The sequence below is a fragment of the Limisphaera ngatamarikiensis genome, from assembly GCF_011044775.1.
In the GTDB taxonomy this organism is placed as follows: Bacteria; Verrucomicrobiota; Verrucomicrobiia; order Limisphaerales; family Limisphaeraceae; genus Limisphaera; species Limisphaera ngatamarikiensis.
The window spans coordinates 103,318-114,780 of sequence record NZ_JAAKYA010000079.1 but is presented as its reverse complement, the minus strand read 5'-3'; the positions used below and the strand labels follow the sequence as shown (position 1 = coordinate 114,780).

Here is an 11,463-nt window from a genome sequence, read left to right as displayed (position 1 = left end):
GCTTCATTGAGGCACGGCGCGCGACGATATTCAACGCCGAACCCAAAAAATCTTCACCCGCCGGTGCAATACTTCAGGCGATGGCCACGGTTTGGGGTGGCCACAGGTCCGGTGGTCGGCGGGTGGGGTGCAGACCCACCTCTGGCCGATCCCGGTGCAAGGGTCTCGAAACCGCAGAACCGGGCCTTGGTGGGAGCGCAGTGAGGTGGTTCCGGGCACGGCTGAAAATCTCCCTGCCACGGAAGGGCCGGACTTACGAGCTCCAAAGCAGGCCACGGGCGCTCCGATCACGGGGAACATGCACCCCGGGGCGGTATTGTTTGGCGACTCCGACTGCGCCGCGGGACGGAATTTGTGCAACCTCTTCTCGTTCAGGCGCTCCGGCCCGCTCTCGGATCCGCGCGCCGGGCTTGGAAACGACCCGTATGGCACGAAACGGGACCCCGGGGTGCTAGAGGTGTGGGATGGATGCGTACGTGGGCTACCCCGAACGGTTTTGCGCATTGTGCCATTTTCTTGACTCCCGAGGGTTAAAGCCGCCATTTAGCAAGGCCAACGAAGGGAGAACACCACATGAGTTTGTTTCGCCGGAAACGTGTCGAGGACCTGCAACGGGAGGCCCTGACCGACCAGAGCCTTCACCGGGCTTTGGGACCATGGAATCTGGTCTTGCTGGGCATTGGTGCGATCATTGGCGCCGGGATTTTTGTTCTGACCGGTAAGGCGGCTGCAAATTATGCCGGGCCGGCCATTGTGATTTCGTTTGTTCTGGCCGGTCTGGCGTGTGCATTTGCCGGGCTTTGCTACGCCGAGTTCGCATCCATGATTCCGATCTCGGGTTCCGCCTACACGTACAGCTATGCCACGATGGGAGAGTTGTTGGCCTGGATCATCGGCTGGGGCCTGATCCTCGAGTATCTTTTTGCTGCATCCACGGTGGCGTCGGGTTGGTCCGAGTACATGGTGTCGTTCCTGTCGGATTTTGGAATTGTGATCCCCCCCGAGTGGGCTGCTGCACCATGGGATCACAAGCCGCCACCCGACGCGGGATGGAACCTTTGGCGGGTGTTCACCGAGGGTTGGACGCGGACGGGTGCTTATCTGAACGTGCCGGCGATGTTGATCGTGGCGCTGATCACAGTGCTGCTGGTGCTGGGCATCCGTGAATCGACCACGTTCAATAACATCATCGTGGCGGTGAAGGTGGGGGTGATCCTGCTCTTTCTGGCCGTGGGCGTGGCGCATTTGAATCCGGAAAACTGGAAACCGTTCATTCCGGAACCCGAGGGGCCGGGCCGGTTTGGTTGGGAAGGGGTGTTGCGGGCGGCCGGGGTGATTTTCTTCGCCTACATTGGCTTTGACGCGGTCTCGACGGCCGCCCAGGAGGCCAAACATCCGCAGCGGGACATGCCCGTGGGGATCCTGGGTTCCCTGGCCATCTGCACCTTGCTGTACATCGGGGTTGCGGCCGTACTCACGGGCCTTGTGAAGTACGATCAACTGGACGTTGGCGCGCCGGTGGCGGTGGCGATTGACACGCTGGGTTCCGGGTTTTCCTGGCTGAAAACGCTGATCAAGGTGGGCGCGCTGGCGGGGTTGTCGTCGGTGATTCTGGTGATGATGTTGGGGCAGCCCCGGATTTTTTACGCCATGGCCCGGGACGGCCTGTTACCGCCCTTGTTTGCGCGGGTGCATCCGCGGTTCCGAACGCCCTACTGGGCCACGATTCTGACCGGGGTTTGTGCGATGCTGTTGGCGGGGTTGTTCCCCATCGGGTTGCTGGGCGAGCTGGTGTCGATCGGCACGCTGCTGGCGTTTGTCATCGTTTGCGGTGGCGTGTTTGCCCTGCGGTTTACAGATCCGCATATTCCGCGTCCCTTCCGCGTGCCGATGTTTTGGTTGGTTTGCCCGCTGGGGGTGATTTGTTGCGGGACGCTGATGATCGGCCTACCGCCGGATACGTGGGCGCGTTTGCTGGTCTGGATGGCCCTCGGGTTGTGCGTGTACTTTTTGTACGGTCGCCGTCACAGCCTGTTAGCAAGGAACCATGGTGCGGCCGACTCCCGATAGGGACGGCCCAAGGCCACCCCGGTCGCCGCCGCCCGGACTGATCCCGGCCCTGATGGATCAAGGGCCGTAATGGCTCTTCAGCATTTGCCAGCGGACCAACCAGTCGTGGAGGACGGCCGCGGCCAAGGTGCGTTCCTGTGCCAGCTCTTCCGGCGGCTGTCCCCAGTAGAAGGTCAGCCAGCCGGTCACACGGTCGGAGTGGCGGGAAATGAACCGGGTCAACCGTTCCGGAGAAATGTGCAGCGGGAATATCTCCTCGACCACCAGGGGCCTGCCACGGTCGCAAGCTGCCAGAACCTCCAGGGCCTCTTCCGGACGGCGTTCGTCGGGATACAGGTGCACGCTGATGAAATCGAGTTCGCGCACGACCATTTCGGGGTCGAATCCCGAAAAGGAGTTTTGGGGCTGTCGTTCCGGGAGCAGTCCCACGGTGATGAGGGCCTGCGGGTCCTCGTTCCGAATGGCGGTGGCCATGGTACGAATCCATTGGCGGGCAATGGCCGTTCGTGGTCGGCCGGCCGGGTCCAGCGTAATGGCCTGCACGTAACTGAACCCGCCGAACTCACCGGCCAACCAGTCGCCCTGCGGTCGGGGGGTACCGGGGACGAACGGCTCGTTCATGAGGTTGTAACACCAGACGGCACGGCTATCCCGGGCCGCCCGGGCGACGGCGCGCCAGAAGGTGGTCTGGGCCTTCCAACGACCGGCTTCATCCAGGGCATCGTACCAGGCCGGCACGGCGGTCTTGCGGTAACAGCCCAAGCCGGTCAGGTCGACGCACAGGGCCGTGCGTTCTGCCACTCTGAGCAGCCGCCTCAACCGCTCCAGGGCGCGCGGGTTTGGCTCGGTGGGTCCATTGAGGAACGCACCCGCTTGGAGGTGGATCCGGATGGTGTTGGCCCCGAGCCGCTTCATTTCGGCGAAATCGCTTTCAACCGTGTTCCACTCCTGTTCCCAATATTCTTCGAGCAGGCGGCCGCGGTGGTCGCGATCATAATTGAAACCCCGGGGATGAAAGGGTTGACCCTCGGGCGTCAGGAACCCTGTTGCGCTGCGGTTCAACTGGATGCGGGGCGGGGCGCCCCGAACCATCGGGGTCAGCGGCCATGCCAGGGTCAGGCCGACCAAGACCCAGGCGGCACTTCGGCTCATGGCGCGAACAATTCCCGGATCGGGATCTCGAAGGAGGGCCAGAGGGCCTCGGTCAGCGATTCCGAGCCGGCCAGGATGTTCTGCAGGGCCAGCCCATACGGCGTGGCGTGGTACACCTCCACGTTGTCGTACCGGGGATCAATCATCCAGAGTCGGGCGGGGCGGATTTCCTCGTAGAGCGCCTTCTTGATGACGGTGTCGGTATGGTGGTCGGCCGGGTTGATAACCTCGGCTGCCAGCCAGAGTTTGGCATTGGCCCTGGTGATGACGGCCAGGTCGGGTCGGATGGTGGTTTGTGCGGTGAGCTGGATGCGGGTTCGACATGCCAGCAGCTGGGCAGCCGGGAACGCGACCAATGAAGCCGCAACGCGGGCGTGCAGACGCTGGCAGATCCGCTCGTGACGTTCGCCCGGTGGCGCACGGAGGGTGGGCAGCCCGTCAAGGATTTCTTCGTAAGCCTCGCTCATGCAGGTTCCGAGCACACACTACGGCAGCCCGGTTCGGGGCGCAAGCCGACCCCGGGGCCGGCCCGGTGGAGGCGGCCGCTGGCGGAAACTGTTACGGGCGAAGCCTATTGAAGGGGTGCGCGGAAGGATTCGCCCCGTTTCAGGGATCGGGCGAACTCGGCCAGGAGCCTGGGGATGGCTTCGAGGTCGCCCAGATGAATGACCTCCACGGGCGAGTGCATGTACCGGTTGGGGAGGCTCACCAGTGCGCTGGGGATGCCACCGCGGGTCCAGAAGATGGCATCGGTGTCGGTGCCGCTGGTGTTGGACATGGCCTCGTGCTGGATGGGGATGCGGGCCTTGCGGGCCAGGGTTTCGAGGCGTTGCACCAGCAGGGGATGATTGCAGCCCCCGTGCGTGAGGGTGGGGCCCTTGCCCAGGCGCACGTCGCCGTGTTTGGTCTTGTTGATCAGGGGATAATCGGTGGCGTGGGTCACGTCCACGACAATGGCGAGATCGGGCTGAAGGCTGTAGGCGATCTGGCGGGCCCCAAAGAGGCCGACCTCCTCCTGCACATTGGCCACGGCGCAGACCTCGGCCTGCAGCCTGGCGCCGGATTCCCGCAAGAGCCGAAGCGCCTCGGCCACGGCAAAAGTACCGATCCGGTTGTCAAAGGCCCGGGCCACGGCCAGTTGACCGTGGAGTAATTCGAACTGGTCTTCCAGGGTTACCGGGTCGCCAATGCTCACCCGTCGCTCGGCCTCCCGCCGGTTTGCGGCACCGATGTCGATGAAGAGTTCGTGGATTTTTGGGGGCTTGCGGTCTCCCTCGTCCTTCAGCAGATGGGGCGGCACGCTGCCAATCACGCCTTTGACCGGGCCGCGACGGTTATGAACCACCACGCGTTGAGCCACGGACACCACGGGGTCCACCCCGCCCAGCCGTCGCACGTACAGGTAACCCTGGTCGTCAATGTAGTGGACCGTCAGGGCGATTTCGTCAGCGTGCGCCGCCAGCATGAGACGCGGCGAGCCGCCCTTGTTCAGCACCGCCACACAGTTGCCATAGGCGTCCCAGAAGGTCTCTTCAGCGTAGGGTCGCACGTAATCCAGCCAAACCTGGAGCCCTCGAAGTTCGTGACCCACCGGGCTGGGCGTGTTGACCAGCTGCTGCAAAAACTGCAAGGAAGCGTCGCGCATGCGCCCAAGGTAGAAGGCCCCGGGTCCGCCGTCGAGGAGAGCCTGACCACGCCGTGAGTGGCTGGAAGGTAGAAGGAGCAAGCAACCGGAAGCCGGGCCGTGGCGGCTTTGAGAACCAGAACGCGGACGGGGTGCCCGGCCTACGCTGCAGAAGGCCGGGGCGCGGGCCGGCCGCGCGCCTCAAACCGCCGGAGAAGCGGACCTCGCGTCCGAACCGGCGTTGTCTACTTCGGTCGTACGGGTCTGTTCCACGCGGCTCAGGATTTCCCCGCGATGGACCCGGGTGCGAATCGGCTGGCCGGGCCGGACCTCGTCGGCGTTACGCACCAGACGACCCGTAGAGGGGTCAAAGGTGAGTGAATAGCCACGGGCGAGGACCTGCTCCGGGCCCAGCAAAACCAGACGGCTCCGGGCGGCGGTCCACCGCTGCTTACGGATCTGAAGCTGATGGGCAACGGTCTGGCGGAGCCTGCGTGCCATGCTCTCGAGCCACTGCCGCTGATGCTGTACGTGCACGGCCGGCCTGGCTTGATAAAGACCGCGCACCAGGTGTTGCCACTGCTGAACCCGGAGGCTGAGGAAGGTCTGGCCGGCGCGGCGGAGCCGGGCGACCAGTTCATCCCAACGCTGCCAGGCCGTTTCAATCTGCCGCCGCGGATGGGCGCGTTGGAGACGCTTTTCCCAGGCTTCAAGGTCTTGTCGGGCCCGGTCCAGGTGTTGCAGCACAAGCTCCGCCAGCCGCCGGGGCACTTGAGCAAGGAAATCCCTGCTGGCATGAACATCCTCCGTCAGGATCTCCGCGGCTGCGCTGGGGGTGGCCGCCCGCAGGTCGGCCACGAAATCGCTGATGGTGAAATCAATTTCATGGCCCACGGCAGAAACCACCGGGATGGCGGAAGCTGCAATGGCCCGGGCCACGATCTCCTCGTTGAAAGCCCACAGGTCTTCAAGGCTGCCGCCCCCGCGGGTGACCAGGATGACGTCCAATCGCGGCGGCGGCTCACTCAGGGGCCCGCCGGCCGGAGTCGGCTGGGGGATGGGTGCCAGGGCGAACTCGTTTAACAGCCGGATGGCGGCGGCGATCTCGAGGGCCGCGCCTTCGCCCTGGACGCGGCAGGGGACAAGGATGAACTCCAACATGGGATTGCGGCGTCGGGCCACGTGGAGCACATCACGGATGGCGGCACCGGTGGGCGACGTGACCAGTCCCACCCGCCGGGGATGGCGGGGCAGGGGACGTTTTCGTTCCTGGGCAAAGAGCCCTTCGGCCGCCAGTTTTTTCTTGAGCTGTTCGAAGGCCAATTGAAGGGTGCCCACCCCTTGAAACTCCAGGGCGCGAATGACCAGCTGATACTGACCCCGCGGCTCGTAGACGGTCAGATCGCCGCACACGATGACCTTCTGACCGTCGGCCAGCAGTTCCCTGCGGGGTACAGCCTCGCCGCGGAACAGGACACAGGCGATCTGGGCCGCCGCGTCCTTGAGCGTAAAATACGCATGGCCGGAGGACTGAATGCGCAGGTTGCTGATCTCGCCGCTGACCCAAACCTGTCCAATCTGCTGCTCCAACAACCGCCGGATTTGCAGCGTCAGTTCGCTGACGGTCCAGACCCGACGCGTCGGTTCGCGCGCAAACAGTTCTCCGAACTCCCACTGGTGTTTGGCCGTACGCCCCATGTGCGAAGCTCAATCTGCGCTACAGCCCGAGCCAAGGCAACCCGGGGCGCCGCGAAGGCCAACGTCAGGCTGTGACGAGGGAACCGTGCCGGGCCAGACGTTCCGTGCAGGCCTGAAGCACCTCGCCCCAGGCGGTCCAACCTTCCGTGGGCGGCCATTCCAGAAACTGAAACAGCAGGCCGGCCACAACCAGCCCGTGGCGGACCTCATCGGCTCCCGCGTCGGCGAAGTAACTGCGCACCGGCGCCGACTCGCAAGCGGCTGCCAACGCACGCAGAATTCGTTCCGGCCGCCGCCGCTCCACCAACACCATGGTTTGCACCCAATAATGGGCCCAGTCCCAGCCGGGCGGCCCTTCGAGCTGTGCCCGTTCCCAGTCCACCACCCACCACCGGTCCGACCCCGGGTCGTAGCGCAGGTTCCAGGGAGCAAAGTCACCATGAAACACTGTGGGATGAACCTCCGCCCGACCGAGCGCCGCCAGCCAGGGACAGGAGAACCCTGATTCGGAAAGATGCCCGGTCAGCCTCTGCCACACGCCCAGCTGATCCAAACGCACGCGTTTGTCCCGATGGATCCAGGAACTTAACATCGAGCCCAGCAGACGCGGCGAAACACGACGCGGCGCGGTCCCCGGAACCCAGGGCTGAACGATGGCCATGGCGCCGTTTCCTTCCCAGACCTGAAGGAGGCGCGGCGCACGCAAACGGTCGCAATCGGCTCTCAGAAGGAACTCGGCTTCCGCCCGGAGTCGGCGGATGGCGGCCGAATCCGATCCAACCTTGAGGACCTGTCCGGGTTGACCCTCCGGGGTGAACTGAAGGAACAGAAACCTCCGGCCGGCGGCTCGCGGATTGCCACAGAACACCCCGAACAGGGGGGGCGAGCCCGTGGACGAAGCCCCACCCAGCAGCCTCACCAAGGGGGCTTCGGCATCCACATGCAGCTCGCAGCGGCGAGCACCCGGCGCGGGCACACGGCCGATCGCCCACGTCAGGATCCGGCGTGCCCATCGGGCACGGCGGGTTTGGGCCGGGTAGAGCGTGAGGGTTGCCCGCGCGCACCGGGGTGGCGCCGGCAACCAGAGCAATGGTTCTCCGCCCCGGGTCACCAACCAGCCGGCCAGTTTCAAGACCGGCCGACCCGGCCGCGGCGGCGGCAACACGCTGATCCAGGGGAGTTCCGCTTCGGTCATGCGCGGTAGGGATCCGGCAACCTTTGCGCCAGCAGTTCCAGCACTGCTTGCACCGCTTGCATCACGATGCGGTCGGGTGTTTGGGTGGCATCCAAAACACGGGCGTTGGGCAGCTCGGCAGCCAACTGGCGATACCTGTTCCGCTGGCGATGGGACTCCTCCTCGGTCACCTCCACTTTGCGCTGGCGCAGCACCTCGACCGGCGCGTCCAGGACAAAGACCATGTCGGGCTCGGAAAGCCGCCGGAACCAGCGGAGAAGGCACCCCGGCGGCGGGGCCAACCGGTAGCGCTTCGGATCCACGAAAAAGTCATGATGGTACCGGTCCATCACCACCCAGCCGTTGCGAAACAGAATGGGCCGGAGGACCAGTTGATGACCCAGTGCGTATTCCACGGCATGGCCGAGGAGCACCACCCAAGAGCACCACCAGTTGCGGGGCGGACGTGCATGGGGCCGGGTGGTGGGTGCGCGCCGGGCGCGGTGGGGCAGGGGAAACACCTCCGGTTTCCAATGTCCCAACAGGCTTTTGTCCGGCTGGAACGTGGGGCGCATCGCTTCCAGCAACATGCGGGCGACCGTGGACTTTCCACAACCATCGGGGCCGAGTAGTACAACCAGCAGTCCGGGCGGGTGCCACCAACGAGAGCCCCACCGCCGCATGTCCGAAAACCAGGCGCGCAGGCAATCCAGCGGCCTCCGCCGCAGCGCACGCCCGAGAACGCAAAGTCGCCAGTGCCCTGCCCGCGATTCAATCGCAGCCCAGTCGGCCGCCCGAACCCGATCGGCGATCCATGCGGCGGCCCTGGCGCCGAGGATCTCCGACAACCGCTCCCGCAACGTTTGCGGCTCGGCCGACGCCACGAAAAAAATGCCCTCGCGGTATTTTTCCCTTACCCGCCCCTGATAAAGCAGCCGGATCAGCAGGTTCAGCACCGCCTCGTCCACCGGGTTGGGCACGGCAAAAAGGCCCCGATCCATCCGACGCGACAGCACCGCCTCCACGTCCATGAGTGGTACCCCCCGCCAGGCCAGCCGCTGGAACAGGTCCACCTGAACCTGGTGGAGCGTCTGTGGATCATGAAAGAAGAGCGACACCGGGTCGAAACACACGCGATGATGCAAACGATAGCCGGCCTGACGTGCGGCTGCCACCAGGCGACGCTCCGCTTCCGCGAGTCCGTCGGGCAATAGCAGCACGTCCACATCGTTGCTGGTACTGTCCGGGAGCTGCTCGTGGTTGCGCAGGACAAGGAACGGGATGCCTGCCGCCTGCCAGGCCTTGAATGCGGCAGTAAGGAACGGGCGCAGGGATCGGGTCGGGGCCGACGTGGATATGAATGGGGCGCCTGCATTCATGGCAACCGAAATGCAACGTCCCGGGCCGACCACCCCGAGCCCGCGGAAACGCCGGATGACGGATCGCGGCAGGGCCCGTCCGCCATCACCTTCCCGAGAGAGGCAAAACGGGTGCAGCGGCTGCATTTCCATGCGGGGAGGTGAACCCACCCGCCGGAGCCTTGGGTCGGTGCACCGGCGCCACTTCGTTTGGGAAGAACCGGGACGCTTATGAACGCCGCGCGAATCATGTGCGGGTCCAGATTGGCGCGATTCCCGCCGGCTGCCAATGGCAAAGCCGGAAGCGGCGCTGCGGATGGCTCGCCTCCCGGCCCTGCGCCCATGGGGCCTTTGCAGGCCCGGTACCTTTTGCCCTTGGGTGTCGGGAATCGTCCTTTACCGGGCTCGGCGTTGTGGTATTGTAGACTCAACATATGAGTGCGCGGAAAGCGGAGCGTCCCGATGGGTCTGCGCAGGTAACCGTGGAAGCTCGGGAGACGCAGCTGGCGTTGCCTCCGGAAGCCGTGGTTTTTCGAAAGAACGGCATTGAGTTTCTGAGCCCCACGGCCCTGCCTTGCTGGACGGAAATGACATTGACGGTGAAGTCGCCCGGGGACAAAAGCCGGATCAGCTGTACGGGCGTGGTGGTGAGCTGCCTGGGAAACCGTCACACCGGCTATCATATCTCGATGGTCTTCACCGGGCTTTCCCGACAGGCCCAGTCGAAGCTTTCGGCCTGGGCGTCCTACCCACCCGAACCGCCGGCCTGAGAGCCCGGCGGCTGCGTGCGGCGCCGGGCGCCGCAGCGTGTGCTTGTAAGACCCCGGGCGCCGGCCTTGCCCGTTGCAGGCCGCCCTTTCAGGGGGAAACGCCAGATGAACCTGCAGGCCGGACGGGCGGGAGGGACAGCGTGTGCATCGTGGGCGGGACCGTCCCCTTGTACACGGAAGGGCGCATACCCTGCAAGGCACGCTCCACGCGGGCCGGATCCCGCAGGATTCTCTCACCCAACCACAGGCCCAACGACAGTACCACCGCCAGCCCGAGCAACACCTGGGTCCAACTCAAACGGGCGATGTGAAACAGGGCCTTGTCCAGGATCGTGGGCTCGTTTGGGCTCAGAGGAGGGGGACCGGAAAGCCGCAGGTCTCCGGACAACTCGGCGTCCAATTGGCGGAGCAGGGGGGCAGGATCGAGCTTCAAGGCCTGCGCATAGCTGCGGACCGAACCCTTGACGTAAACCGGCGCGGTGAACTGTTCGTAGCGCCCTTCTTCAAGCGCATGCAGCAGGTCGGCCCGGATCTTGGTAACGCCGGCCAGATCCTGCAGGCTCAATCCCATCGCCTCCCGCCGTGCTCGGAGTTGTTCACCAACAGTGGGCATCGTCAGGGCCATTAAGAGCCGACCGGGCCGCGTTTGGCAATCCCGGACCAATGCGCGCGCGGCCGGCCACCCCGACCGGTTTGCCCCGACAGCGAGATCGTCCCGGCAAAGATGCACGGTAAGGGTGTGGATCCCGCCATCGCGAACGCCGGATCAGGGCATACGGAAGGGTCGCCATCTTGTTGATCGCCTCTTCTTTGCGCGGGGCGGAGTCGTGCAAAGTGCATTGTCCTTTGCAGGGTCGTCGGGCGGGCGCATCTCACTTTCTTGCAGGGGGTAGGGGCGCAAGCTGTGGACATGAGAACACCCTTCCTTATGGTCGTTTCCACGTCCACCACCCAATCCGCCCTCGCGCCGGGCAGCCAGCCCCCGCGGCCGGCTCCTTGACCGTGGTGGCCGCTCGCATGAGCGTCATCGCGGATTGTTCGGCTCAGCTTCCCACCGACCCGACGTGTTGCGACTTGTCCTTCCAGCCGCCCCCGCGCTTCTGAAGCCTCCCGGTGTCTGCGCGGTGCGTTCGTTCGTATGTGGCGGACCGAACCAGCCCTGTCTCTAGAGGATGCCGGTCCTCAGGGCGGCTCTCGCATCGGTGTCGAAACAACCGAAGAACCCGCCCTTTTGGATTGCGCCGCTCGCCGGATCAACTCGCCGGCCCCGTATCCTCCCAGCCGAAGCCCCCCTTTGTGCACACCCCCTGCTTCTGGACTGAAACGATGCATCTCGCCATCGCCGAATCCACGCCTGCCCTTGGGCAGGCCCCGGTTCATGAAAAACTGCCTTCCCGAGCGCGTCCGTGGTGACCAACCACCGGCCTGACCCACAGCCGGTCCGACACAGTAACCCCCGTGACGTTCGACAACCAGAGCCGATGACCAAAGCCCGCAACTCTCAAACTACGAAGCGGGGCGGCCACTCGCTCCAGTGACCTTGTGTGCCCATTCTTGCATTACTCTTCTGTCTGAACCACACCATCACAAGCCCTCCACCCACCAGCAGCGCCCAGG

The 11,463-nt window shown here is 64.8% G+C and carries 9 protein-coding genes; 2 read left to right on the top strand and 7 right to left on the bottom strand.

Annotated features, from left to right (window positions below; translation table 11 throughout):
- The first annotated feature begins 573 nt into the window (after positions 1 to 573).
- Complete coding sequence (locus G4L39_RS12020) at positions 574 to 2,070, top strand: amino acid permease (RefSeq protein ID WP_165108427.1); 1,497 nt, start codon at positions 574 to 576, stop codon at positions 2,068 to 2,070.
- 57 nt (positions 2,071 to 2,127) lie between these two features.
- Here G4L39_RS12020 and G4L39_RS12015 read toward each other — a convergent pair whose 3' ends face one another.
- The 6 genes from G4L39_RS12015 to G4L39_RS11990 all read right to left on the bottom strand — a co-directional run bounded on the left by G4L39_RS12015 (position 2,128) and on the right by G4L39_RS11990 (position 9,097).
- Positions 2,128 to 3,222 (bottom strand): cellulase family glycosylhydrolase, encoded by a 1,095-nt coding sequence (locus G4L39_RS12015; RefSeq protein WP_165108426.1) that lies wholly within the window; start codon positions 3,220 to 3,222, stop codon positions 2,128 to 2,130.
- Positions 3,219 to 3,689 carry a Uma2 family endonuclease gene (locus G4L39_RS12010; protein WP_165108425.1) on the bottom strand — a complete coding sequence of 157 codons (471 nt, stop codon included), beginning with the start codon at positions 3,687 to 3,689 and terminating at the stop codon, positions 3,219 to 3,221. Before G4L39_RS12010 ends, G4L39_RS12015 begins: the two co-directional genes overlap by 4 nt.
- Before the next feature lie 104 nt (positions 3,690 to 3,793).
- A complete protein-coding gene (locus tag G4L39_RS12005; RefSeq protein WP_165108424.1) occupies positions 3,794 to 4,867 on the bottom strand; it encodes a M42 family metallopeptidase in 1,074 nt (357 codons plus the stop codon).
- A 180-nt stretch (positions 4,868 to 5,047) separates the two neighbouring features.
- Positions 5,048 to 6,544 (bottom strand): exodeoxyribonuclease VII large subunit, encoded by a 1,497-nt coding sequence (gene xseA, locus G4L39_RS12000; RefSeq protein ID WP_165108423.1) that lies wholly within the window; start codon positions 6,542 to 6,544, stop codon positions 5,048 to 5,050.
- Positions 6,545 to 6,608: 64 nt separating this feature from the next.
- A complete protein-coding gene (locus G4L39_RS11995) occupies positions 6,609 to 7,739 on the bottom strand; it encodes a phosphotransferase (protein ID WP_165108422.1) in 1,131 nt (376 codons plus the stop codon).
- The gene (locus G4L39_RS11990; protein ID WP_165108421.1) at positions 7,736 to 9,097 is read right to left on the bottom strand and encodes a nucleoside/nucleotide kinase family protein; all 1,362 of its coding nucleotides are present in this window, start codon (positions 9,095 to 9,097) and stop codon (positions 7,736 to 7,738) included. Before G4L39_RS11990 ends, G4L39_RS11995 begins: the two co-directional genes overlap by 4 nt.
- Positions 9,098 to 9,510: 413 nt before the next feature.
- On the opposite strand from G4L39_RS11990, the gene G4L39_RS11985 reads away from it, so the two are divergent.
- Positions 9,511 to 9,846 (top strand): PilZ domain-containing protein, encoded by a 336-nt coding sequence (locus G4L39_RS11985; protein ID WP_165108420.1) that lies wholly within the window; start codon positions 9,511 to 9,513, stop codon positions 9,844 to 9,846.
- Positions 9,847 to 9,934: 88 nt separating this feature from the next.
- Here G4L39_RS11985 and G4L39_RS11980 read toward each other — a convergent pair whose 3' ends face one another.
- Positions 9,935 to 10,459: a helix-turn-helix domain-containing protein gene (locus G4L39_RS11980; protein ID WP_165108419.1), complete on the bottom strand. Its 525-nt coding sequence runs from the start codon at positions 10,457 to 10,459 to the stop codon at positions 9,935 to 9,937.
- Positions 10,460 to 11,463: the final 1,004 nt, after the last annotated feature.

What these genes read in the sequence shown, in the direction of transcription:
- G4L39_RS12015 (WP_165108426.1), bottom strand. Translation starts at nt 3,222, where the DNA reads ATGAGCCGAAGTGCCGCCTGGGTCTTGGTCGGCCTGACCCTGGCATGG.
- G4L39_RS12005 (WP_165108424.1), bottom strand. Translation starts at nt 4,867, where the DNA reads ATGCGCGACGCTTCCTTGCAGTTTTTGCAGCAGCTGGTCAACACGCCC.
- G4L39_RS11985 (WP_165108420.1), top strand. Translation starts at nt 9,511, where the DNA reads ATGAGTGCGCGGAAAGCGGAGCGTCCCGATGGGTCTGCGCAGGTAACC.
- G4L39_RS12010 (WP_165108425.1), bottom strand. Translation starts at nt 3,689, where the DNA reads ATGAGCGAGGCTTACGAAGAAATCCTTGACGGGCTGCCCACCCTCCGT.
- xseA (WP_165108423.1), bottom strand. Translation starts at nt 6,544, where the DNA reads ATGGGGCGTACGGCCAAACACCAGTGGGAGTTCGGAGAACTGTTTGCG.
- G4L39_RS11995 (WP_165108422.1), bottom strand. Translation starts at nt 7,739, where the DNA reads ATGACCGAAGCGGAACTCCCCTGGATCAGCGTGTTGCCGCCGCCGCGG.
- G4L39_RS11980 (WP_165108419.1), bottom strand. Translation starts at nt 10,459, where the DNA reads ATGCCCACTGTTGGTGAACAACTCCGAGCACGGCGGGAGGCGATGGGA.
- G4L39_RS12020 (WP_165108427.1), top strand. Translation starts at nt 574, where the DNA reads ATGAGTTTGTTTCGCCGGAAACGTGTCGAGGACCTGCAACGGGAGGCC.
- G4L39_RS11990 (WP_165108421.1), bottom strand. Translation starts at nt 9,097, where the DNA reads ATGAATGCAGGCGCCCCATTCATATCCACGTCGGCCCCGACCCGATCC.